The organism is Myxococcales bacterium (assembly GCA_016706225.1).
Taxonomy (GTDB): domain Bacteria; phylum Myxococcota_A; class Polyangia; order Polyangiales; family Polyangiaceae; genus JADJKB01.
Genome location: JADJKB010000021.1, coordinates 978,655 through 1,001,580, shown reverse-complemented (window position 1 = coordinate 1,001,580; position 22,926 = coordinate 978,655). Strand labels below are relative to the sequence as shown.

Genomic DNA, 22,926 nt, shown 5'->3' with positions numbered 1-22,926 from the left:
GAAACGTACCTCTCAGAACCGGAAGCGGCCGCTCACGGAGCCCGGTCCGACTGCCACGCTCGCGCTTCCGGCCTCGTCTGGGGTCTTCTTGCCGGTGAAGATCAGATACAGCCCGACGCCGCCGGCGACCGCCGCGACGCCGAACGCAACGTTGGACAGCGTGCGATTGTTGATCGCCCGATCGCGCGCGTCGGCGTCGGTCTTTCCCGAGTCGTTGAACTCGCTCTTGGCCGACAGAGTCTGCACTCCGAAGAAAGCTCCGGCGCCTGCGGCTGCCACACCCACACCCAAGCTGACCCAGCCCCAGGTGCAGCTCGTACATGATTCGGATTTCGCCGGAGCTTTCTCCGGGGGTGGTTTCGGGGCCGCAACCGGCGCGGCCTTGGGCGGCGTCGGCGGCGGCGTGTCGGCTGCCAGATCGGCGGCCTCGAATTCGACGGTAAGAGTGGCGCCCGCTCGCAGCGTCACGTTTCGTTCCGCCGTGGAGCCGTCACGTCGCTTCAAGACGAGCTGGTGCTCACCTGGTGTGAGATGAAACCGAGTGGGAATGGGAGCCTCGGTGACGTGGTCGCTGCTGATCGTCGCGCCGATGGGTTTCTCGACGAACACGTAACCGAGCATCGGCTTCAACACTGCCAGGCGCGCTCGTGCGGCCTTGGCACGCCCTTCGTCCAGTCCCTCGCTGTTGAGCGCGGCCTCGAAAGCATCCGCCGCGCGCGCGAGCTCTGTGCCCTTTTCCCACGCCAGCGCCGCGTTGTACTTGGTCGCCGGGTGGGGTTTGACGCGATAGGCCTCTTCAAAGGCAGCAGCCGCGCCCGCGAAGTCTTTCTTCTCGAAGGCAGCGCGGGCCTTCTTGTCCCAGTCCGCCGCTTCGTCGGCGCGCGCACTCGGGGCGTGCATGCAGACCGAAAACACGAGGGCTGCCCCGAGCAGAGAGGCGAGCGAGGGATGTCGGCGCGTCATTTCTCGTAAGGGGTCGGCGCCAGTCCGGGCAGCTCCGGAGGCTTGGGGGAGTCTCGCACGACTTGGCCGGCGGGGGCAGCGGCAGCGGGGTGCTTCACTTCGCTGAAGGTGAGGCGCGCTGCTTCGGCCCCAGGTTCGACGGTCGTGCGCGTTTTCCGCTGGTCCTCGGCGACCCCCTCGAGCTCGATGCTCTTCTTCCGCTCGTCGGCACTGAGCGTCACCCGTGCCAGGCGGGCGTGCGGTTCGAGGCTGATGTGTCGCCCGTTCACCTTCAGCGCCTTGAGCGGCGCGTTAAACTCGACCGAGAGCTCAACGGTCGACGGCGTGGCGGCGGCGACCGCGCTCGGGCTCGGGCTCGCGGGCGTGGCCGGCGTGCTCGCCGGCGCTGAGCTTGGGGGGGGGGTATTGGTCACGGTCTCGGCCCTCGGGGTCCGCCCGCCCATCCAGATGGCGAACCCGACGGCGCCTGCGGCGACCACCAACGCGCCGATGAACAGTCCGCGGTAGCTCCGCTCGGCGGGGCGCAGGCCCGCCATGGAATCGGCGCTGATGCGGCCCGGGTTCGCGGCCCCGATGCTCGACGCCGAAATGGCACTCGTGGTGTCTTCGTTGCCCGGGCCACGGGTGCTGAGACTCCCCGAAGACTCGTGGGCGGCTCGGGATGCGGCGTTGCTGACCTTCGCGAGGCTGCCGCGAAGTTTGATGACCCGACTCACCTGCTCGCGCCGCGCGCTGATCTTCTGGCGTGCGGTGCAATCGACGAACTCGCCGACCTCCTGAGCGTCCGCCAGACCCCCCGCCGCTCGCCATGCTTCGGTCAAGCGCTGCCGCAACGCCGCGGCGTTCGGGATGCGCTGTTCGAGATCCATGGTCAGCGCGTCGGCGATCACCTGGTCCAGCTCCGACGCGATCTCCGGGCGCACGGTCTTCAAGCGCGGCGGCGGTTCGTTCACGATCTTCAGCAGGGTCGCGAGCTGATCTTCTTGTTTGTACAGGCGCTGGCCGGCCAAGATCTCCCAGGCGACGACCCCCGCAGCCCACACATCACAACGCCGATCGACCTTCTTCCCCAGCGCCTGCTCGGGCGCCATGTAGGCGACCTTGCCCTTGATGATGCCCGAGGTCGTCACGTTGACGCGTCCGGCCGATTTCGCGACACCAAAATCGGTCAGGCGGCTGACACCGTCGCTGCCCACCAAGATGTTCTGGGGGCTGAAGTCGCGATGCACGAGCTCGAGGGACACGCCATCGTCGTCCCTCAGCTCGTGGGCTGCGTGCAGCCCGGCGAGCGCGTCCATCAAGACCCGGCCAGCGATCCTGAGCGGGAGCATGTGTCCATCGGCGCGAACGGTCCGGTGCAGCCCGCTCAAGGTGTCACCCTCGACGTACTCCATGACTAGGAACACGCCGTGTGGGCCGTCTCCGACCTCGATCACCGGCACCACGTTGGGGTGGCGGATCCTGACCGCGAGCTTGGCTTCCTCCATGAGCGAGATCGACGATTCTCGCCCCTCGGCCTGCATGAACGGGTGCAGCAGCTTCAGCGCGACCTCGCGGTGGACATCCCCGACCACCGCGACCCGCGCGAGGTACACCGTCGCCATGCCCCCCGTTCCGATGGGCAACAGCAGCTCGTAACGCCCCACGCGCTCCGGAAACGTGGGCGCGGTCTCGTCGCTGGACGCGGACATGGGACGCGACAGATTACCACGCTTGGCTCCGGATTCCGGTAGCATGCCGTCCTCCTCGCCATGTCCGCGATCGACCAAGGAAAAGCCAGCGAAGAGGCGCTCGAGCTGTTCAAGGCGCTGCTTCGAATCGACACGACCAACCCCCCCGGCAACGAGCGCCCGGCCGCTGAGCTCCTGGCCCGCCTGTTCGAACGCGAAGGGATCGAACACACGGTGCTCGAGAGTGAGCCGACGCGCGCAAGTGTGGTCGCGCGCCTGCGCGGCACGGGTGAAAGAGGCCCGCTGCTCTTGAACGGTCACCTCGACGTCGTGCCAGCCGATCGCGAACATTGGAGCCACGACCCGTTCGCCGCCGTCGAGGCGGACGGTTGTGTCTGGGGACGCGGCGCCATCGACATGAAGAACATGGTGGCGATGAGCGCCATGACCCTGATCGCGCTCAAGCGCTCCGGCGCAAAGCTCGCGCGTGACGTGATCTTCGCCGGCGTCGCGGACGAAGAAGCTGGCTCCAACAAGGGCGCGCTCTTCTTGGTGAATCAACACCCGGACCTGGTGCGCGCCGAGTACGTGCTCAACGAGGTCGGGGGGCACACGCTGCACATGGGGTCGTCGCGCTTCTATCCGGTGCAGGTGTCCGAGAAGGGCATCTGTTGGTTCGAGCTGGTAGCCACGGGCGAGCCCGGGCACGGCTCGATGCCCCACCCGAACAACGCCGTCGTGAAGCTCAGTCGTGCGATCGAGGCGCTCGGGAGCACCCGACTACCGCAACACGTCACACCCGTGGTCGAGAGTTTCCTGCGCGCGCTGGCGCGGCGCGCGCCCTTTCCGCAGAACAAGTTGCTGCCCATGGTGCTCGAGCCCCGTCTCGCGGGGTTCTTGCTCGATACCATCGAGCGGCAGAATCCGGATCAAGCGCGCGGTATCAACGCCATGCTGCGAAACACCGTGTCGCCGACCATTTTGCGGGCGGGACGCAAGGTGAACGTGATCCCCTCCGAGGCTCGGGCCGAGCTCGACGGGCGGGTGGTGCCGGGGCTCTCGGTTGGAGAGTTCCTGGCCGAGGTCCAGGACGTGATCGGCCGCGACCTGCGCCTGAACATTCTGGAGCAACACGACGGCACCGTGTTCGAGACGCGCACACCGCTCTACGACGCCATCGTCGAGACCGTGGGCCGCCACGACGCCGACGGTACGGTTGTGCCCTACATGATTCCCGGTTTCACGGACTCGTTTGCGTACGCCAGGCTGGGCGCTGTGTGTTACGGCTTCTCGCCGGTGCGTTTGCCGGCCGACCTGAATTTCACGCGCATGTACCACGGCCACGACGAACGCATCCCGATCGAGGGGTTCAAGTGGGGCTTCGAGGTGCTCTCGGAGTTGGTCCGGGAGTTCTGCGCTGCGCCCTGACCCCTGGCTATTAGAGTCTCGAAACGAATTTCTCCGATGTCCAACCGCACCCTCGCAGTCACCGACCGTATTCACGAGTATCTGCTCGGCACCGTGCGCGAACCGCGCGTGCTCGCAGAGCTCCGAGAAGAGACGATGAAGCTGCCGCTCGCGCGCATGCAAATTGCGCCTGAGCAGGGTCAGCTCATGGGCCTGTTGGTCGAGCTGGTGGGGGCGAGACGTGCCATCGAGATCGGCGTTTTCACCGGCTACAGCGCGATTTCCGTGGCGCTCTCTCTGCCCGACGACGGGCGCCTGGTGGCTTGTGACGTGAGTGAAGAATTCACCAGCGTGGCGCGGCGGTATTTTCCGCGCGCAGGTGTCGAACACAAGATCGACTTGCGGATCGCCCCGGCGCTCCAGACCCTCGATGCGTTGATCGAACAGGGTGAAGCCGGCGGCTTCGACTTCGTGTTCATCGACGCCGACAAGGGGAACTACGGCGCCTACTACGAGCGCAGCCTGCAGCTCCTGCGTGTCGGGGGGCTGGTCGCAGTCGACAACGCGCTCTGGAGCGGTGACGTTGCTGATCCCGAGAACAACGACGCCGACACCCAGGCCATCCGGGCGCTCAATGCCAAGGTAGCGGCGGACGAACGTGTGACCCAGAGCCTGCTGCCAATCGGTGACGGCCTGCTCCTGGCGCGCAAGCGCTGAGGCTTGCGCGTTCGCTCAGCTCGCTTGCTGGTCGGGCGGCAGTGCCCACAGGACCAGTTCGAACAGGCGCAGGCGCTCGCCGTCGCTCACGTCCTTCCAGTACGCGCCCAGGAATTCGTGGAAGAGCTGGATGGCCAGCGCGCCGACGCCGTGCCCGTCGGCTGCGCCGGGGCGTTCACTCTCGAAGGCCGCCTGGTCGCAGGCGTTCTTCCGCACACTCGCGGAGCGCGCCGGGCCGAGCCCCACGTAACGATACGCCAGCGCGCCAGCCGCCTGAGCCGGCACGCGAGCGGCTTCTCGAGGCTCCGCCACCGCATCCAGGCTGAGCACCGCGGCGCTCGCAGCGTAGTGCGCTGCTAGTGCTGCGTGGCGCACCACGACGCTGTCGGCGTGGGGGTCGATCAGCGTCGTTTGGCCCGGGGGGCGCGCCTCGGTCGACAAGGAAGCGCGCACGGCGTCTGCGGTGGCGCGCTCGAGGGGCATCAGCGCCGAGAACAGCTCGGCGCGCGCCTTCTTCACCGCGCCCTCGCCGAGCTTCTGCCCGGCGAAGTCGGAGAGCGTCGCGAGCGCGTGCTGGACCGCTGCGCGGGCGCTCGGCGGAGCGCAGGCAACCACGGTGTTTTCGCAGATGCTGGCGCACAGGTGGAGCAGACCCCGGTGCAGCGCGTCGCCCGGTCTCGCCCGCGCGACCGCGCGCTCGAAGGCGGGCGGCGCGATGCCGGTGAGCTCGTCCGACGGCAACACGAGCGGCAGCGGGCGGAGCTTGGCCATCGGCGCTCGATTACTCGACGCTGCGTAGGTCGCGGGCGTGAAAGCCCATCAGGTAGAGCAGCGTATCGAGTCGCTCGTGATGGTTGAGGCTCATGTCGGCCACGGCCTGCAGCTTGGGCTTGGCGCGGAAGGCGATACCGAGCCCGGCCGCCTTGAGCATGAGCATGTCGTTGGCGCCATCACCGATGGCCACGGTCTGCTCGATGCGGCACTTGTAGACCTTGGCCATGTCCCTGAGCACCTGGGCCTTGCGCTCGCCGTCGACGATGGTGCCGAGCACACGTCCGGTCAGAACGCCGTTCTGCACTTCGAGCTCGTTCGAGAACGCGAAGTCGAGGCCGAAGCGTTGTTTGAGCGGCTCGACGAAGAAGTCGAACCCGCCGCTGACCAGCCCAACCCGGAAGCCCAAGCTCTTCAGCGTTCGCACGAAGCGTTCGGCGCCCGGCGTGAGCTCGAACTTCGATGCCAGATCGAGTGCGCGCTCCATGCTGAGCCCTTCGAGCAGCTTGACGCGCTCGCCGAGGGCACTCTTGAAGTCCAGCTCTCCACGCATCGCCCGGGCGGTGATCGCGGCGACCTGCTCCTTGACACCCACGAGCCCCGCGAGCTCGTCGATGAACTCACCCTTCACGAACGTCGAGTCGACATCCATCACGACGATGCGCTTGCTCCGGCGGTAGATGTCGTCGCGCTGCACCGCGAGGTCGACCCCCAGCCCCGCCCCGAGCGTCAGGAACGAGCCTCGCAGCTCCGCGAGCTCGTCGGGCCCGAGGTTTGGACCGGGCGGCAGCTCCGCCAAGAGCTCGAGCCCATCCAGGTCGTCGTCGGAGAGCGAGCGGATCTCACCGATGTTCATGTTCTTGGCGGCCATTTCTCGAGTGATGGCCGCAACCGCCTGGCCGTCCGCGAGCTGGCCCAGCACCGTGACACACAGGCCCGGAGGTGCATCCGAGCGCAGGCCCTGAGTCGGCATGAACTTGGACACCTCGAGCCGGAGGCCGAGCTCCGACGCGAAGAACAGGATCTCCCTGAGCGCCGCCGAATGGGCGGGGATTTCCACGATCGCCGAGAGCGTCAAGTAGCCGTGGAGCACACTCTGGCCGATGTCCACCAGGAGCGCTTTTTCCTTGGCGACGATCTCGGCAATGCGAGCGGTGACGCCGGGACGATCGGGGCCGGCGACGTGGAAGACGATCCGGTCGTTGTCTTTTTTCTGGGTCATGACTCGGTTCGGGGCGCGGTGATAGGATCTTCGGTGGCGGATGGCAAAGCTCATCTACGTGTTCGAGGACATTTCGGAGGCGGACCTGTCGAGGACCCCGCTCGCCGCCTTGCGGGCAATGCGCCTCGCGGGAGTGACCCTGTCACGCGCAGGCTGGCTGTCGATGTCGGCGGAGCTGCGCCGCGATCTGGTGCTGGCGGGGGCAGCGGACGCCGTGGAGCTGTCACGCATCCAGAAGTTGATGAATGCCGCGCCGATCCGAGAAATGAAGCTGATCGCCTCGATTCCGGACCCGCCGACGGACGAGGTGCCGCAAGCCGTTGGACACGCACTTGGGCCTGGCCGCAGCGTGAGCTTGGAGCTGTGGCGCGCACTCTCCGGTCTGGATCGCTACGTGCTCGCCCTGCTCGCCAACAACACGCGGCTGTTCTGGCGCGCGCTGCAGGAGATGGCGCTCAGCCGCCGCGAGGTCGGCCAGCTGTTGCCGAGCTTTGGCTGGACGGGCACGCTCGCCCGGGCAGAGGTTCGCATGTCGGGTGAGACCTTGACCCAGCTAAGATCGCCGCTCTTCATGGACGGCCGGGCCTTCGTCTTGGCGCGCGTGGCCGGGATTCGGGCGGCGCGCTGGGCCTCCGAAATCCTCGACCTTCACGCGGCGAACCCGACCGGTGCAGTCGAGCTCGGTCACTCCTTCGACTTGCAGCGCGCCGACATGCTGGTCTGGCAGGCGCACGTCAGCACCGTCGAAGGCCAGTTCTCACCATCTGCGTCCCTGCTCGCGGTCGCGACGGCCTCGGCGGCGCTGGCCGACATGCTGACACGCGCCGGCTCGACGTTCATGATCGAGAGTATTGGTCTGTCCACCGAACCGTGGCGAGCCGACGACACGGAGGACGACGTCACGATCGGTGTCTGACTTGACCCGTCGCGGTCTCTGCCCGAGACTCCCGTCGTTCCAGGAGACGAAAATGCGGATGAAGTGGCTTGGTTCAGTGCTGGTCTTTTCCGCGCTTCTCGCCTGCAAGAAAGATCCTCCTCCACCCCCGGCGGTGACGGCAGAGGCGCCACTACCGCCGCCCGCTCCGACCGCCCCCGAAGAGAAGATCGAAGACTTCCGGGGGACCTACATCTCGAACTGGGGCAAGGCGAAGTGCACCCAGGTCAAGCGCAACGTGAACTGCCTCTACGCCGGCAAGAGCGGCTCAATGGACTGCAAGGTCGTGGGCGAGAAGGAGCTGGAGTGCGACTGGGACGAGCCGGGCGCCAGCGGCAAAGCCAAGCTCGCCAAGAAGGACGACGGAAAGATCTCCGGCACCTGGGGCAACGGTTCGAGCGCCACGAACGGCGGAGCGTGGGTCTTCAAGCCCGCCGCCCAGTGAGCGGCGCGGGAGAGATTGGCTAAGGCTTGGGCACCTTGCGCAGCTCGCCGGTGCTGGTGGAAAAAACGACGTCGTAGGGACCGTCCGCGAGGGACTCGGGTCCGGACTCCTTGGGACCGATCTGGGTGACGGCTCCGCCGCCGGGCGAGACGATGAACACGCCGCCGCCTTCGAAGCCCTGGGCGTCGTCTCCACGCGCCGTCCAGGCCACGAGCGGAGCGGACTTGAAGCGAATGATCGGACCGATGTTGACGAAGCCGCTGGCCAGTTGTTTCTCCGCGCTCCCGGTCCCGTCACACGTCGTGCCCGAGAGCGTTCGGGCCCAAACGCTGCCATCGCCCCGCGTGAAGTAGAAGTTGGCTGCGTCGGCCGCAAGGCCAATGGCGTCGGTCACTGCGTTCGAGAGTGCGCTCTTGCGGGAGCCGCCTCCGGTCGGCATCACCCAAATCCCGCCGGACGCCACGAAATACACGCAGCTACCGCTGGCCACCACGGCGCCTCCGGTCTCGCTGCCCGTACCGGTGAAGATCGCCGTTCCGGTCTGCACGCCCGAGGCCAGCCCAAACCGTGCGACCCCCACGCTGTGCGTCGCGTCGGTATCGAAGGTGACATAGGCAAAACCGTCGGTCGCCACGTACAGGCCACGCGCAGCGAGCAAGCTCGCGCTCGGGATCGTGATCTCGTCTTTGACTCCGCCGGCCTTGGTAGTCCGGACCAAGCTGCCTCCGGCGCCGGAGTTGCGGCCGCCGACCGCAAAGAGAAACGTCGACGTCGACGGCACGGCGATGGCACCCGGCTTCTCCAGGGTGGGGGGCAGCGTCTCGGGGGTGCCTCCGGCTACCGGTGTCCGCGTCAGCGCGGAACTCGCGACACCCGCGACCGAGTGGAAGACGTCCGTCTCGTCCACACCGAAGACGATGGGGGCTGTGCCCGCCCACAGCTTGGTGACGGGGAACTTCGTGGGATCGTAGGGCACGGTCCCGGCGCTGCCGCCGGCGCCGCCGCTGCCACCGGTCGCGCCGGTGCCGCCGCTGCCGCCGGTCGCGCTGGTGCCGCCGCTGCCGCTCGCGCCCCCCGCGCCGCCGCCGGCAACTCCGCCGCCTGCGCTGCCGTCCTTCTTCTCGTCGATCCGGGCTTCGTCCAGGGATTTCAGGCAGCCGGTGGCCGCGAGGGCGCCCACGACGAACCACACGCGAAGGCGAAGCGGGGAGGGCGCCGGCATGCTGGCCGAAGCATACCACCCGCCCTCACGCGCGGTCGAGTTGGTGCCGGGCTCAGCCCGCCGCGGCGGCGACCTGCGAAGCCGGGTCCGATTTCAGCCCAAACGCGACCTCGATCAAACGCGCCTTGGCCTTGGCGAAGGTCTCGTCGACGACCGCCGGCCCGTTCTCCTTGGCGATGTCCCGGAGCTCGAGGCTCGCGCGGGCGGCGAGGGTGAGCGCCCTTGGAGCTGCCTTCGCGGCCCCAAGCAGGCCACGGCCCGCGAGCGCCGCGTTCTTGCTCAGACTGGTGGCGCTGCGGCGCCAGAGCGGAGTCGCGGCCAGGTGCGCCGCCTCTTTCACGAGATCCGTCGTAGTGCAGCCGCCGGCGTGGGGCGCGCGGTGCAAGGACGACGCGAGCCGGGGGTGCGCTCGGAGGTAAGCGCGCGTCGTTTCGAGATCACGCCCGGTCGAGGCGAGGGCTGCCAGAACTTCCGCCTCTGCCGCCTGGCGCGCCTTGAACAGGTACATCTGTACGCGCGAGTAGAAGTTCACCGCGCCGTCGCCGCTGGTCTCGACCGCACAGAAGATCGTTCCCGGGTACTTCTCGGTGATCAAGGACTGCACGCCGTCGCTCACGCTGCCCGACGGCATACAACCAAACGGCTTCACGCTGAGCGTCATGGTCGCCTTCTGTTTGACCACGTTCAAGATGAGCTTGCCGACCTCCATGTGGCCTTCGCCGCCCCGCAGATCGTTGTTGTAGTGCGGCATGGCGGCGTCGGCGACGTCGGCCATGTTCGGCAGGTGGTAGCCGTGAAGACCACCGAACCACGCGTAGGTCTGGAACACGACACGCAGCCCCTTGTCAGCTGCCCAGAGCGCTGCCTTGCGCTTGGCCACGCCGTATTCTCCGAGACCCTTGTGGCCAAATCGCCCGCCGTCGTCGGCGCGCAGCTCGGCGCGATTCTCGGTGTCCCAGGTGACCTCCCAGATGTTGTAGAGCAGCCAGGCGGTGACCAGCTGGATGTCGACCTCGGCCCCCTCTTTCTCGAGGAAGCGCTGCAACTGGTAGTTGCCGTCGCCCTCGGTCGTCATCGCCCAGAATTCCCCGATGATGGCCACGCGGGGTTTGATCATGGTGCGATCGACCTCGACCTGCTCCAGCACCTTTCGCGAGCGGTACAGCGCGCCGAGGATGCTCTTGCCGTTCGAGAGCGCCTCGTGACAGATGCGTTTTGCCTCGTCGATGGCGCGATCGGTGGCACCGGCCTCGACCTCGTATGGACGAATTCGGTAACCGACGGCGTTCAACACATCACCCGCGAGGATCGCCTTGACCAAGGCCAGGAAGAACTTCGGGTTCAGCTCGAGCCCGCTCTCCTCGCCCGTCGCCTGGGAGAGCCCGCCCTGCTGCTGGAACAACATCACGCGGAAGCCGTCGAAGCCCGCGTCGCGGAGCGCTTTGCGGTACTCGGTGACGTACATGCCGAAGCGGCACGGCCCACACGCCCCAGCGGTCAAGAACACGAACTTCGAGATGATCTCTTGAGGGCTCATGCCCTTGTCGTCGCGCAAGTGAACCAGGAACTTCACCAGGTTGCCGACGGTGAAATACGTCGGGTTACACTGGCCGCGGTTGCCGAACTCTTTGCCGTAGCGCAGCGCATCGTTGTCCGGAGCGTCGAGGGCGAGCACCGAATAGCCGACCCGTTTCAGCGCCGCCTCCACGAAATAATCGTGGGCCATGGTCAGGCCACCCACGAGCAACGTCACGTTCGCGCGCTCGCTCTTGGTGAAACCCAAGTTGGCCATGTCCTCCACCCAGCGCTCGCGGTCCTCTAGGCCGAGGCGCGCACGCTCGTCGGCCTCGAATTGACGGAGCTCCGCGTCCACGTCCACGTCGGCGAGAGGAAGGCGCTTCTTCGGGGGGTCGAACGATACGGACTGAGTCATGCGGTTCTCCTGGTCTCTTCCTGTTGGTCTGTGTGGCGGGCGTTCATTCAGCGGGGACGGCGGTTGGTGCGCTCTCGACGGGAACGATGCGGCCGTCCAGCTTCTTGCCGAGGCGGACGACGTTCTTTGGTAGCTCGATGGGGGCCGGGGGGGCCGCGTACGCCCGGAGTCGCGCCCCAAGCTCCTCGATCTGCTGGTTCAAGCTCGGGTCGGAGCGTTTGGCGCCCTCCAGCTGCTGCCGCTTGAGCTCGAGCAGCTCCAAACGTTTCTGATCGATGGCCTGGGCGAGCTCGGCGCGTTTGTGCGCTTGGTCTTCCAGCCGCTCGAGCTGCATGCGCAACGAGTGGGCATACGTCTTCACTCGGATCTTGATGCTTCCGCCAGGTTTGTTGGCGTCCAGATCGTGGAGCGCCGCTGCCGGGGTCTTGGCCGTCTGCAAGATGGTGTCGATCAACCCGTAAGTGGGCGAGTCGTGGCCACACTTGAAGCTCGACAGATCCAGGACCGCGACGTTCGGATGGCGTGAGGCGAAGGTTGCGGCCCAGACCTTCTGTGCGCTGTTGGCCGAGTAGTTCTCGGGCCAGACGTGGTTGATCTCGAGCGCGCTCTTGATGCGGCGTTCGCCCAGATCCTTCTGGTAAAACCGCGCGAGCCACGCCGGATCCCTGGGGATCGAGCGGATGCTGATGATCGGGTAGCCCAGCACCTGAAACTCCTCCGGGATCGAGTGGTTGAGCCCGGGATCGGAGTGGTAGGGGCGGTTGAGCACCAAGATTGCAATGCGGTTCTCGTGCTCGACCGTCTCGAGGATCGCGAGGCCCTTCTCCTGCAAGTCGAGCTCGAAGGCTTCGAGCGCCTTCCACCCCTCGCGACAGGCGTGGTCGTTCTCGTCCTCGGTCATGCCGAGGCGCGGGCCCCAGGTCTCGAACATACGCTGCGCCAGCAAGGTCGGCTCAGTGAACGACAACGCCGGGTCGATGTACTCGATGTTGCGCTGCTGGAAGAAGTCCACCTCCTTGGTGAAGGCGGCCTTCATCACATCCGGGGTGCCCGCCACGATGGGACACGAGGCGTTGTCCATCGTGTCCGTGACGAAGTTCGGGACATGGGTCAGGATGGGGAAGAAGATGTGGGTGAGCGGTTGCTGCCGCTCGGGCGCGTGTTTGTGAAACAGCAAGTTGTGGATGTGCGCCTGCACGACCTTGCTGGGGAAACACGGGTCAATCGAGCCGTACTTGCCACCCTCCACCCACATCTCCTCGGTGGTCGGGTCGCTGAAGATCACGTTGCGTTTCGGCACGCCGAGCGCCTCCAAATAGGTGCGGAAGAACGGCGCCGTGGAGTACATGTTCAGCACACGCGGCATGCCGACGCGCACGTTCTTGCGAGCGGCCCAGCTGGCGCTCGTCGAGCGCTCGAACGCCCGGGTGAACGTCTCGCGTTTGACCCGGAACAGCCCGCGTTTGACCCGCACGTCCTCGAGCGGTGAGCCCGCTTCCGGCATCGGAGCCGGCTCGTAGAAGTGCTGGAAGGCGTGACGCCCTTCGTACTCGACCAGGTTGGGGTGCTGGGCGGCGATCTTCTTGCGCGCGGCGACCAGCTCGTGCATTGCGTCTTTGCTCTCGACGGTGCCCTTCTCGCAGGAAAAGCCCGAGATGTAGCGGGCGTTCGAGCCATCCGGTCGCCGGGCGTCGATGAACGTGCGTTTGCACTCGTTGGCGCAGAAGTGACACACGGTCTCTTCGTCGTTCTTGGTCGTGTACTCGAGGTTGAGCAGCCCTTCGACGCCAATGAAGCGCGTGGTGCCGACGCGCTTGAAGCGACGCAGCGTCTCCATGGCCGCGCCGATCGCGCCGGCCTCACCGGTGTGGGGATGCACGTAGACCTCCGCGTCCGGAACGCGCTGTTTGATGTAGTCGACCTGCGCCTTGACCGCCGCCATGTTGTATTGAGTGCCACCTTGGAGCACGAACTTGCGGCCAAGCGAGGCGAGGCGGGGGATCTGCACCACGTACTGCCAGACGTTTTTCGGTAGCACCTGCGCCAGCCCGGCGAGCAGCTCCTCTTTCTGGAAACCTTCCTTCTGGAAGTTCACCCGGTCGGTGTCCAGGAACACCGCGCAGCCGTAGGAGAACTTCGGCGCGAGCTCGGCCTTGAAGGCGTTCTCGGCGTACTCCGTGACCGGCAGGCCAAACTGGTCGGCCATCGCTTGCAGCAGCATGCCGTTGCCGGCGCTGCAGCTGTTCGACAGCTTGAAGTTCTGGATGTCGCCGTTCTTCATGAACAGGACCTTGATGTCCTGCCCGCCGATGTCGCAGATCACGTCGACGTCACCGAAGTAGTGCACCGCGCTCATCATGTGCGCGACGGTCTCGACCACGTTGACGTCTGCCAGCACACACTCGTCCAGCACGTCGGCGGCGTATCCCGTCGCCCCGAACCCGATGCATTCGAGCGTCGCGCCTTGGCTCACGACGTGTTCGTTCAGCTGAGCGATGAGCTCCTTGGCGTCCTTGATCGGATTGCCCCCCGAGAGCTGGTACGCCTTGGCGACGATGCTGCCTTCTTCGTCGACCAGCACGGCCTTGCTGCTGGTCGAGCCGCCATCGAGCCCGATGACCGCGCGCACGACCTGCCCTCTCTCGAAGCGGGCGGGCTCGAAGCGCGGGATCTTGTAGGTCTCGATGAAGTCACTGGTCTCGGTCTGGCCGACGGAGAGTGGCGGGCCGGCTTGTTCGCCGAGGCGAGCACGGCGCCCGTGGTTGATGAACTGCTCCAGGGTCTCGATGCCTGTGAATCGGCCTGCGTCGCCGCCCTCACTCAGGCCGTACGCGGCCGCGCCGAACGCGGCGTACAGATCGCTCTTTTCTGGTACGAAGATCTGCTCCTCGATCGGCACTTCTTTCGGGTAGTCGTAGCCGCGGTCGCGCCAGGTCTCCGGGATGCGCTTCTGCCAGCACTCGCGCAGGAAGGGCAGGTAGGTGTTCGGGCCACCCAAGAGCAGCACGCGTCCTCGAAGTGTGTTGCCGCGTGTCAGCACCGACAGGTTCTGCAGCACGATGGCGTCGGCGAGGGAGTTCAGGACCTCGTCCTTCGGGATCCCCGACTTGACCAGGTTGACGATGTCGGTTTCGGCGAAGACTCCGCACTTGGCAGCCACGTGGTGCAGCTTTTCGTCGTTGAAGTGGAGCGAAGTGGCGAAGCCCGGCTCGGCGCCGACCTTGATCATGCACTTGTCGATGGTGGCGCCGGTGCCGCTCGCACACTTGTCGTTCATCGAGGTGAGCGCGGTCTTCTGGCCGGTGCTCTTGTCCTCTCGGAACATGATGATCTTCGCGTCCTGTCCGCCGAGCTCGATGACGCTGAGCACATCGGGGTGTTTGCGCTCGACCGCCAGGGTCACGGCGTTGACTTCCTGGACGAACTTGCCGCCGGTCGGCGGCGCCAGCGGACCCGCGCCGGAGCCCGTCAGGAAGATGCGCCAGGCTTCACGCGGCTGGTCGGGGAACGCTGCCAAGATCGCCTGCAGCAGCTCGAGCACCTTCTCGGGTTGTTTCGTGTGGTGGCGCTGGTAGTCGTCCCAGAGGATGTCGAGGGTGTCAGGGTGCAGGACTACGGCTTTGACGGTCGTCGAGCCGACGTCCATGCCGATGATCAGATCGTGGGAGCTCATGTTTCGCCCTCGTGAAGCGCGCCTTGTACCCAGCCCCTGCTGAACTGACGCCGGCGTCAGTGTACGGATCGGGACCATGAGGGCAAGCAGGCATTGAGCGAAGCCCCCCCCGACCCGACGCTTGGCGGGTGATTTGGCCCAGTTCTCCGGCCGGGAGGCTTCGGGTGACCCGGCCGCGCCGCGTCGCTGCTCCCGCTCGGAGCATGCTGACGTCCGTGTCACTCGGCAGTCCACCCCCCGCCACAGGGGCCCGAGGGGGGCTGCTAGAGTCCCGCGAATGTCGCGTACGACGAAGCTCGGTGGTTCCCTGCTGCTCGCTTGCTCGCTGCTTCTTGCCTGCGGCTCCGACGACAAGACACCGGCTCAGGATTTCGCCGCTCGTTATGGAGAGCTCCTGTGTCCGCGGCTGACCCCGTGCTGCAAAGCCGCTGGCGACGACAACGACGAGGGAGCTTGCAGGCAGTTCATCAGTTTTGCATCGGCCGCCCAGGGCTCGAAGCTCAACCAGGCCGCGGCCGATGAATGTCTTGCCGCGCTCCAGAGCTGGAGCTGCGAAGAGCCGGAGCCGAAGGCGTGCGACGCGGTGTTCGCCGGCTCGTCCGCTCCCGGCTCGGGCTGCGACTCGAGCTCCGACTGCGCCACTCCCGCGGAGGGGGGTGTCAGCTGCCACTACTCGTCCGGAAGTGGCTCGGGCACCTGCAAGGTCGAGCCGGTCCCCGCGGTAGGTCAACCCTGCGGCTCCAAGGGGAGCACTGCGACCGAGTACTTCGTATGCGAAGACGATCCGGCGCTGTATTGCGACGTGGACACCTGCAAAGCGAGAGCCGCTCTCGGAGCGCCGTGTGCCGGCTTCTCGAGCTGTGTGAAAGATGCGACCTGCCAGTCTACCTCGGGGGCATCCGGGACTTGTGTTGCGCTCACCCCCGTCGGCGGCAGCTGCGACTCGGTCGCTTGTATCGAGAGCGCTTACTGCACACCGGCCAAGCAGTGCGTGGCGAAGAAGGCCAGCGGCGAGCCGTGCTCGAGCTTCGAGGAGTGTGTCGGCTTCTGCGACACCGACACGGGCAAGTGTCGCGCTGGCGCCACGGTTTGTTTCACCAAGAACTGACCCGCGTTTACACGCCAGGGTCCGACCACGTATGGTCTCCGCCGTGGCCCGCGCGAAGACCAAATCGCCAGCGTCGGAAAGAGCGCGGGGTCGCGGCAAACGCAGGGTGGCGGCGTCCAAGGCCGAGCGCCGCTCGCACATCCTGGCGGCCGCTCGCGATGTGTTCGCCAAGCGGGGCTACCATCAGGCGACCATTGACGACATCGTGGCCGAGACCGGCGTCGCCCGCGGTACCTTCTACCTCTACTTCGAGGACAAGCGCTCGGTGTTCTCCGACCTCATGGATCGGTTCTTCACCTCGCTCACGATGGCGATCAATCGCATCGACGTAGCGCCGGGCGCAGCGCCGGTGGCCGAGCAGGCGCGCGCCAACGTTCGCGGCATCATCGGCATGTGTCTGGCGGATCGCGCCATGACCAAGATCCTGCTCTCTGATGCGCAGGGCGTAGACCCGGCCTTCGACCGCAAGCTCTCGACCTTCTACGACGCTGTGGTCCAGCTCCTGACCGACAGCCTGCGCGAGGGTCAGAAGCTGGGCATCGTCGCGGACGGTGAGCCGCGGGTGATCGCCTACCTGACCATCGGCGCGCTGAAGGAGCTGCTGTACCAAGCCGTGACGCTGGGCTTGGCGGAGGAGAGCGCCGAGGTGCTCTCGCAGCAGGTCTTCGATTTCGTCAGTCAGGGTTACCTGCGAGTGCACGCCCGGGAGCCCAAAGGGCGTCGGGCTCGCTGACGCTCGGGGCGGGCCGCGCTCAGTTGAAGATGGGCGTCGGCCAGGTCGGACAGAATGCGCAGCCGCCGACCGGACATGGCATGCAGAAGTTCCGCTGGCACGAGTCCGCCGTGGGGCAGCCCGAGTAGTCGCAACCGGCCGGCACCGCGAGCTGAGCGTAGCCGCCGCTGCTCGGCGGGAGGCCCGGCTGGGGTGTGCCTGGACAATAGTAGACGGTCGCAATGCAGTAGCCCGCGTTGGAGCTGAACTGCCACTCGTCGCCGGCCACACACGTGCCGTTGCCGTCGCACCCGAACACGAAACCACCCGTGCAGCCCGCGCCGGTGCAGGCGCTGCCGTTCGATTTGGGCGAAGACGTGGCGCATACGGCCTGACCGGTACTGCACTGGGTCACACCATTCATGCAGGCGTTCGACGCTGAGCAGCTGGCGCCGGTCTGGCAGGCGTTGCAGTTACCATTGTAACAAACCAGGTTCGAGCCACAGCTCGTGCCGTTCTGCACATTGGTGGTCGCGTTGCACACGGAGCTGCCGCTACTGCAGCTGACTGAGCCGTTCTTGCAAGGGTTCGACGGAGTGCAGCCGCCGCCTTCGCTACACGCCTGACACGTCCCGCCGTTGCACACCATGCCCGAGCCGCAGGACGTGCCCGAGGCCACGTTGGTCGTTGCGTTGCACACGCCCTGCCCGCTCGAGCAATCGAGCGCGCCGTTCTTGCACGGGTTGGACGGCACACACGAGCTGCCGCCGGCGCAGTTGCTGCACGACCCGGCATAACAGACCTTGCCGGTGCCGCAGCCCGTCCCGCTTTGAGCATTGCCTGCCGCGCTGCACACCGGACTGCCCGAAGAGCAGGTCAACGTTCCGGTCTTGCACAGCTGTGAGGGCGTGCAAGAAGCACCATCCGTGCATGTGATGCAGGAGCCGCCGGCGTCACACACCTTGCCGGCGCCACAGGCGGTGCCGGCCGCCAGGCTCCCGGTCACCAGGCAGACCGACGCGCCCGTCGAGCAGTCCGTCGATCCCGTCTTGCAGGCCGTGCTCGGCGCGCAGCTCTGGCCCTGGGCGCAAGCGACACACGCTCCCTGGCCGTTGCAGACCTGTCCCTGTCCACAAGACACACCCGCAGCGGTGAACCCGGTGTCGTTGCACTTGGGCGCTCCGCCCGAGCAGTCGACGCTGGCGGTGTGACAAACCGCCGACGCGGCGCAGCTTGCACCCTGCACACAAGCAGCGCACTGGCCGTCGGTGCCGCAGACCTTCCCACTCGGGCACGTGCCACAGGCGAGGTCGTTGCCGCAGTCGTCCTTGAAGGTACCGCAAGCCTTGCCGAGCTCGGCGCAGGTCTTCGGCTTGCAAGCACACGCGCCTGCCCCGTCGCACGCTTGCCCCGCGCCGCAGCTCGTGCCGGCCGCTGCGTTGCCGGTGTCGGCGCATTTCGCTTCACCGCCCGCACAAGTCATGCTCGCGGTCTTGCAGGGGCTCGAGGCGGCGCACGGGTCGCCTTCGCTGCAAGCGCCACACGTGCCGCTCGTCCCGCAGATCTGCCCCGACGGGCAACCGCCGCAGTCGAGGTTGCCGCCACAACCGTCGTTCGGTGCACCACACTCGACACCCGCCTCTTGGCAGGTCTTGGGGGTGCAGACGCAGTTGCCCTTGCCGTTGCAGGTGAGGCCGGGACCGCACGCCTTACCCTCACTGATGAATCCGTCGTCGACGCACTTCGGGGCTCCGCTGCAGTCCATGCTCGAGGTGACGCAGAGCTTGGAAGGTGAGCAGGCAGCGCCCTCGGTGCAGGTCACGCATTGGCCTTTGTCAGAGCAGAGCAGGCTACCCGTGCACTCCCCACACGACAGGGTGCCGCCGCACCCGTCCGAAGCAATGCCGCACTGTCGACCACTGTCCGCACAGGTGGTTGGTTTGCAGCCGCAGCGATTGGCCTTGCCGCCGCCGCCGCAGCTGAGCCCTGGCGGACACGCGCCACAATCGAGCGGGCACTTGCCGTCGTCGTACTTGCCGCACTCCGCGCCGGAGGCCACGCACACTCCGGGGTCCGGAACGCAGATAGCCGCGTCGCCGTCCGGCTTGCCGCTGTCGGACGTGCCAGCGTCGGCCGAGCCAGACTTCAGGGAGTCCAGATCCTGGCTGAGTGAGCACGACGCGGCCGTGAGCGCAGCAACGATCGCGGAGGCAACCAAGCTCACCGCACGTCGAATCGAGGGCGCCCGCCAAACCATGGTCGGTCCAAAGGTAGCGCCGAATGTGCCGAGGGGGAAAGCCGAGGCCGGCTTTCTTCGCCGTTCTTTGGCGTTCGCCTGACGTCCCGACGTACGATCGCGGCGAGCCTGCATGTCCGAAGAGCCCGCCGCGGGCAGCACCACGCGCGTCGTTGCGTTCGACTTCGAGAAGAAGGTCGAGCGATTCCTGCAGCTATCCGAGGTCCGTGGCGCGATCGAGGCCGGCCAGTACGTGTGGATCGACGTGGACATTGGCGACGCAGATGCAACCCGCACGGCCCTGGCCGAGCTCGGGCTTTTCAACGAAGAGATCGTCGAAGACGCCTTGACCCGTGAGCCGGCGACACAAACCGCGCGTTATGACGGCTACCTTCATCTGGTGATCTCCGGCTGCCGCCTCGTCGGCCGACACTTCGATCTCGAGCGGGTCGACTGCATCATCAGCGACCGCTTCCTGTTCACGCTTCACCGTGGCGCCGTGGTGTTCCTGGAGGCCCTGAAAAAGGACTACTCCCACGACTTCATCGCCTTCGCCAAGAGCCCGAGCTTCCTGGTGTACGAGATCTGGGATCACCTGACCGACAACTACCTGGCCGTACAGAAACGCTTCGAAGAACGGGTCGAAAAACTGCAGAACGAGCTGATGAAGGAGGTGGACGATCGGGTCTTTGCCAGTGTCTCGGAGCTGGGCGCCGACCTGCTTCACTTCCGCAAGGTGGTCATGCCCGCCCGCGCCGTGCTGACCGATCTCTCGACGCGAAAGTCCCTCTACATCAGCGAGGCCACCCAGCCGTTTCTGGCAAACATGGTCGGGACCCTCGAGCGGGTGTTGCAGGATTTGCTGGTCGATCGCGACGTGCTCTCGAACTCGCTCAACCTGTACATGTCGCTGGTCCAGCACCGGACCAACGAGGTGATGAAGAAGCTGACGGTGGTCAGCGTCATCTTCCTGCCCCTCACCTTCTTGTGCGGTGTGTACGGCATGAATTTCGACCACTTGCCCGAGCTCAAGTGGCAGTACGGATACGCCATGTTCTGGGGCATGGTCTTCGGCATCGTCTTGCTGATCGCGCTCGTGTCACGCCGTGCGAAGCTGTTGTGAGCGCACGAGCGGCCCGCGATGGCGGTTGACGAGACGGCTCGGGTCCGTGATCGTCCAGGGCGGAGGCCGGAGCATGCGAGCATGCGAAGGGTTTCGATTGGACTGTCGGTCATCGCCGCGCTGGCGCTTGCTTTCGGGTGCAGCAGCGATGCTGGAGACACGGGGTCGGGTGGGGGAGACGCTCGCCAGAAACCCGTGGGTTGCTCGGGCAAGTGCGATTCCCCGACGGATCTCTTCGTCAGCCCTTATGTGGCCGACGTCGCCAAGCTGAACGCGATCTGGCCCGGCGAGCCGGCCATGCTGAAGGTGGAGGACGCTTACACGGTGCTGGTGGATCTGGCGCAGGCGAAATTCCCCGCGCCGACCCACTTGTTCAGATGAAACCTGGTGTGCTCGAGGCAATGGCGATGAACGAGCTGCCGGCGACGGATCCGAAGCGCATCGCCGTGGAACAGCTGTTCGACGCGCTCGTCGCGGTGGTGAAAAAGAGCTACGCGACCTACACGGAGTTCCAGGCCGCGCTCGAACCGCTCATGGCCCAGGCCCGGAAGATGACGGATCCCCGCGACGACAGCGGCGCGGGGTACTTCGTGCCGCCGAGCCTCCTGCACGTCGTGGCTCAAGGCAAACATCCGGGTGGCCTGATCGGGCTCGCGTATGTCGGCCACGGCATCCATTGGTCCGCGGTGAGCCTGCCGGCGACGCCCGCTCCCGCCGAGCCGAGCGACAACGGCTCGCTCGAGGTCGTCACCAGCGACAACCCATTCGCAAAGAGCTGCCGCTCGTCGTGCGGGGGCTCCTCGCCGGACGGCTCGTGTTGGTGTGATGGCTCCTGCAGCGAATACGGCGACTGCTGCTCCGACAAGGCGGCGCTCTGCCCCTGAACGGACACCCTTGACCGCTGGATAGCGCGGCATTCCGCAGAAAAGTTGGCCGCCTGAGATTTCCCACTTGCCCCCACAGATACTTACATGTAGGTATTTGGGGCACACGGGGTGTTCACCCGTGAAGGGAGATGGGCCAGATGAAACTCCGCAACGTTCTCGTCCTCGGCGCGCTGGTTTCCGTCGTCGCTTGCAGCGGCGATCCCTCCGGCACCGGCGGAGGCAGCTACGAATACCCATCTCGCCCGCCGAAGCTCGGCAAGGCTGAAGGCTGGGACTACAAAAACGATCCCAAGAAGCTGGGCGACTTCTTGAACAAGGATCTCGTTTACAGCATGGGCGAGCTGCCTCTGGAAGGCATGGCCCAGAACACACCCTGGCCCGACACCTACTGGCCAACCTACAAGGACAGCACGAACACGCGCTGGAAGGCCAAGGACGAGCTCAGTCCTCTCGAGAAGTACGACGTTGCGTTCAACGGCTGGAAGGCCGACGCGGAGTTCATGAAACTCCGTCCCTTCGACGCCGACAACTGCGCCGCCGGGACCAGCGCTTGGGACAAGGATTACTACGAGAAGCTCGGCCCGGCCGCCAAGTACCAGAGCGCCAACAAGGGCAACGAAGCCTCGCGCGATGGCGTCGACAGCGACGGCGACGGCCAAGTCGACGAGTGCGATGACAACGACGGCGTCGAGTCATGGTGGGGCCTCTGCCACGCCTGGACGCCGGCGGCGCTGAACGAGGTCGAGCCGAAGTTCCCGGTCGAGTACCAGGGCGTCATGTTCTACCCGTCGGATATCAAGGCGCTGCTCATCACCATCTACGACCGCAGCAAATCGATCATCGTGGGCGGGCGCTGCAACACCAAAGAGGTCGAGCGCGACGAGCACGGTCGGATCAAGGATCCGAACTGCCGCGACACCAACGCGGGTTCGTTCCACGTGATCGTGACCAATATGCTGGGGCGGTACAAGATGGCCATCGCCGAGGACCGCACCTACGACTACCAGGTGTGGAACCAGCCCGTGCACGACTTCAAGGTGGACAAACTCGAGGAGATCGACGTCGCCAAGGCGAATGCGCTGCTCGGCATCGAGGGCGCCGACTACCCCTACAACCCCGAGGCGAAGCGCTTCTGGGAGGTCGTGGTGACCATGCACTATGTCACCGAGTCCCACGCCACGGACCACCCACTGGTGCCAGAGATCGGCAGCTATCTGCGCACCGACAAGTACAACTACATCGTCGAGGGCGACGCCGACGGCAAGATCATCGGCGGTGAGTGGATCAAGCCAGGCTCGAACCACAGCATGTGGGGATTCAGTGAGCAGCCGGATTTCCTGTGGACCAGCGTCGGCCCCGCAGGGGACGTGACGAGCAATCCCTTCGTGTCGTACGCCAAGGTCAAGGAGCTGCTCGCCAAATCGCAGATTGACCCCAACGCGCCGCCACCGCCTGCCGAGGCAGGGGTCTGCGCGGGCAAGTGTGAGTCTGCGGCCGCTCAGACCGTGGACGGTCGAACCTGTTACTGCGACGCGCAGTGCTTCAGCTACGGCGATTGCTGTGAGGGACGCGCCGCGGCGTGTGGTGGCCCCGCCGGCGGGAGCTGCAAGGACTACTGCGGCCGAACCGACGCGGCGCCGGGCAGCTCCCCCGACAATCTCTGCTACTGCGACCCGCAGTGTGGTCAGCGCGGCGACTGCTGCTCCGACTTCGCGCAAGCCTGCAACTGAAGCGGCGTGCTGCTCGAACGGGTGCGGCTCGAGAGAGAGCTGCGCCCGTTGCTACGTTCGGGTTTCGGACCCACCCCGGCGGAGTCCCGGTCGAGGGCGGATCCCCCCTCAAAACCCAGTCGCAGCGGGTTTCGACCTGCACACCCGCTTGACCGTCAGGGGCGGGGGGAGCA

General features: G+C 66.1%; 18 protein-coding genes. 10 read left to right on the top strand and 8 right to left on the bottom strand.

The features are described 5' to 3' along the window. Positions 1-12: 12 nt before the first annotated feature. The gene (locus IPI67_29155) at positions 13-963 is read right to left on the bottom strand and encodes a hypothetical protein (protein MBK7584258.1); all 951 of its coding nucleotides are present in this window, start codon (positions 961-963) and stop codon (positions 13-15) included. Continuing rightward, a complete protein-coding gene (locus IPI67_29150; GenBank protein MBK7584257.1) occupies positions 960-2,654 on the bottom strand; it encodes a protein kinase in 1,695 nt (564 codons plus the stop codon). The genes IPI67_29155 and IPI67_29150 overlap by 4 nt, the downstream gene beginning before the upstream one ends. A 60-nt stretch (positions 2,655-2,714) precedes the next feature. Between IPI67_29150 and IPI67_29145 the strand changes: the two genes are divergently transcribed. Further along, entirely contained in the window at positions 2,715-4,061 is a 1,347-nt protein-coding gene (locus IPI67_29145) for a M20/M25/M40 family metallo-hydrolase (protein MBK7584256.1), read from the top strand. A 36-nt stretch (positions 4,062-4,097) separates the two neighbouring features. After that, positions 4,098-4,757, top strand: coding sequence for a class I SAM-dependent methyltransferase (locus tag IPI67_29140; GenBank protein ID MBK7584255.1), 660 nt, complete (start codon positions 4,098-4,100; stop codon positions 4,755-4,757). Between the two features lie 15 nt (positions 4,758-4,772). Here the strand turns inward: IPI67_29140 and IPI67_29135 are convergent, their stop codons facing one another. Beyond that, the gene (locus tag IPI67_29135) at positions 4,773-5,528 is read right to left on the bottom strand and encodes a hypothetical protein (protein ID MBK7584254.1); all 756 of its coding nucleotides are present in this window, start codon (positions 5,526-5,528) and stop codon (positions 4,773-4,775) included. A gap of 10 nt (positions 5,529-5,538) precedes the next feature. Next, positions 5,539-6,750: a phosphoserine phosphatase SerB gene (gene serB / locus IPI67_29130; protein ID MBK7584253.1), complete on the bottom strand. Its 1,212-nt coding sequence runs from the start codon at positions 6,748-6,750 to the stop codon at positions 5,539-5,541. A 40-nt stretch (positions 6,751-6,790) separates the two neighbouring features. On the opposite strand from serB, the gene IPI67_29125 reads away from it, so the two are divergent. Next, positions 6,791-7,666: a hypothetical protein gene (locus IPI67_29125; protein MBK7584252.1), complete on the top strand. Its 876-nt coding sequence runs from the start codon at positions 6,791-6,793 to the stop codon at positions 7,664-7,666. Positions 7,667-7,718: 52 nt separating this feature from the next. Next, positions 7,719-8,129: a hypothetical protein gene (locus IPI67_29120; protein ID MBK7584251.1), complete on the top strand. Its 411-nt coding sequence runs from the start codon at positions 7,719-7,721 to the stop codon at positions 8,127-8,129. A 19-nt stretch (positions 8,130-8,148) separates the two neighbouring features. Here the strand turns inward: IPI67_29120 and IPI67_29115 are convergent, their stop codons facing one another. The 3 genes from IPI67_29115 to IPI67_29105 are packed head-to-tail and all read right to left on the bottom strand — an operon-like array spanning position 8,149 to position 14,957. Next, complete coding sequence (locus IPI67_29115; GenBank protein MBK7584250.1) at positions 8,149-9,351, bottom strand: hypothetical protein; 1,203 nt, start codon at positions 9,349-9,351, stop codon at positions 8,149-8,151. A 52-nt stretch (positions 9,352-9,403) separates the two neighbouring features. After that, positions 9,404-11,284 (bottom strand): 2-hydroxyglutaryl-CoA dehydratase, encoded by a 1,881-nt coding sequence (locus IPI67_29110; GenBank protein MBK7584249.1) that lies wholly within the window; start codon positions 11,282-11,284, stop codon positions 9,404-9,406. 43 nt (positions 11,285-11,327) lie between these two features. Beyond that, positions 11,328-14,957, bottom strand: a complete 3,630-nt coding sequence (locus IPI67_29105; GenBank protein MBK7584248.1) for a CoA activase — start codon at positions 14,955-14,957, stop codon at positions 11,328-11,330. Positions 14,958-15,234: 277 nt separating this feature from the next. Between IPI67_29105 and IPI67_29100 the strand changes: the two genes are divergently transcribed. Further along, positions 15,235-16,065 carry a hypothetical protein gene (locus tag IPI67_29100; protein MBK7584247.1) on the top strand — a complete coding sequence of 277 codons (831 nt, stop codon included), beginning with the start codon at positions 15,235-15,237 and terminating at the stop codon, positions 16,063-16,065. 43 nt (positions 16,066-16,108) lie between these two features. Further along, entirely contained in the window at positions 16,109-16,798 is a 690-nt protein-coding gene (locus IPI67_29095; GenBank protein ID MBK7584246.1) for a TetR/AcrR family transcriptional regulator, read from the top strand. Positions 16,799-16,817: 19 nt separating this feature from the next. On the opposite strand, the gene IPI67_29090 is transcribed toward IPI67_29095, so the two are convergent. Beyond that, positions 16,818-19,034: a hypothetical protein gene (locus IPI67_29090; protein ID MBK7584245.1), complete on the bottom strand. Its 2,217-nt coding sequence runs from the start codon at positions 19,032-19,034 to the stop codon at positions 16,818-16,820. A gap of 112 nt (positions 19,035-19,146) precedes the next feature. Here IPI67_29090 and IPI67_29085 point away from each other — a divergent pair, with 112 nt between their 5' ends. The 4 genes from IPI67_29085 (at position 19,147) to IPI67_29070 (ending at position 22,753) form a co-directional block, all read left to right on the top strand. Continuing rightward, complete coding sequence (locus IPI67_29085; protein MBK7584244.1) at positions 19,147-20,136, top strand: magnesium transporter CorA family protein; 990 nt, start codon at positions 19,147-19,149, stop codon at positions 20,134-20,136. Positions 20,137-20,217: 81 nt separating this feature from the next. Further along, positions 20,218-20,517, top strand: a complete 300-nt coding sequence (locus IPI67_29080; GenBank protein ID MBK7584243.1) for a hypothetical protein — start codon at positions 20,218-20,220, stop codon at positions 20,515-20,517. Beyond that, positions 20,514-21,020 carry a hypothetical protein gene (locus tag IPI67_29075; GenBank protein MBK7584242.1) on the top strand — a complete coding sequence of 169 codons (507 nt, stop codon included), beginning with the start codon at positions 20,514-20,516 and terminating at the stop codon, positions 21,018-21,020. Before IPI67_29080 ends, IPI67_29075 begins: the two co-directional genes overlap by 4 nt. Before the next feature lie 140 nt (positions 21,021-21,160). Further along, entirely contained in the window at positions 21,161-22,753 is a 1,593-nt protein-coding gene (locus tag IPI67_29070; GenBank protein ID MBK7584241.1) for a hypothetical protein, read from the top strand. Positions 22,754-22,926: the final 173 nt, after the last annotated feature.

Bases quoted from the DNA above. Each gene is read 5' to 3' on its own strand.
- IPI67_29090 (MBK7584245.1), bottom strand. From the start codon at position 19,034: ATGGTTTGGCGGGCGCCCTCGATTCGACGTGCGGTGAGCTTGGTTGCC.
- IPI67_29140 (MBK7584255.1), top strand. From the start codon at position 4,098: ATGTCCAACCGCACCCTCGCAGTCACCGACCGTATTCACGAGTATCTG.
- IPI67_29125 (MBK7584252.1), top strand. From the start codon at position 6,791: ATGGCAAAGCTCATCTACGTGTTCGAGGACATTTCGGAGGCGGACCTG.
- IPI67_29100 (MBK7584247.1), top strand. From the start codon at position 15,235: ATGTCGCGTACGACGAAGCTCGGTGGTTCCCTGCTGCTCGCTTGCTCG.
- IPI67_29115 (MBK7584250.1), bottom strand. From the start codon at position 9,351: ATGCCGGCGCCCTCCCCGCTTCGCCTTCGCGTGTGGTTCGTCGTGGGC.
- IPI67_29105 (MBK7584248.1), bottom strand. From the start codon at position 14,957: ATGAGCTCCCACGATCTGATCATCGGCATGGACGTCGGCTCGACGACC.
- serB (MBK7584253.1), bottom strand. From the start codon at position 6,750: ATGACCCAGAAAAAAGACAACGACCGGATCGTCTTCCACGTCGCCGGC.
- IPI67_29075 (MBK7584242.1), top strand. From the start codon at position 20,514: ATGAAACCTGGTGTGCTCGAGGCAATGGCGATGAACGAGCTGCCGGCG.
- IPI67_29135 (MBK7584254.1), bottom strand. From the start codon at position 5,528: ATGGCCAAGCTCCGCCCGCTGCCGCTCGTGTTGCCGTCGGACGAGCTC.
- IPI67_29080 (MBK7584243.1), top strand. From the start codon at position 20,218: ATGCGAAGGGTTTCGATTGGACTGTCGGTCATCGCCGCGCTGGCGCTT.
- IPI67_29070 (MBK7584241.1), top strand. From the start codon at position 21,161: ATGAAACTCCGCAACGTTCTCGTCCTCGGCGCGCTGGTTTCCGTCGTC.
- IPI67_29085 (MBK7584244.1), top strand. From the start codon at position 19,147: ATGTCCGAAGAGCCCGCCGCGGGCAGCACCACGCGCGTCGTTGCGTTC.
- IPI67_29145 (MBK7584256.1), top strand. From the start codon at position 2,715: ATGTCCGCGATCGACCAAGGAAAAGCCAGCGAAGAGGCGCTCGAGCTG.
- IPI67_29110 (MBK7584249.1), bottom strand. From the start codon at position 11,284: ATGACTCAGTCCGTATCGTTCGACCCCCCGAAGAAGCGCCTTCCTCTC.
- IPI67_29155 (MBK7584258.1), bottom strand. From the start codon at position 963: ATGACGCGCCGACATCCCTCGCTCGCCTCTCTGCTCGGGGCAGCCCTC.
- IPI67_29120 (MBK7584251.1), top strand. From the start codon at position 7,719: ATGCGGATGAAGTGGCTTGGTTCAGTGCTGGTCTTTTCCGCGCTTCTC.
- IPI67_29150 (MBK7584257.1), bottom strand. From the start codon at position 2,654: ATGTCCGCGTCCAGCGACGAGACCGCGCCCACGTTTCCGGAGCGCGTG.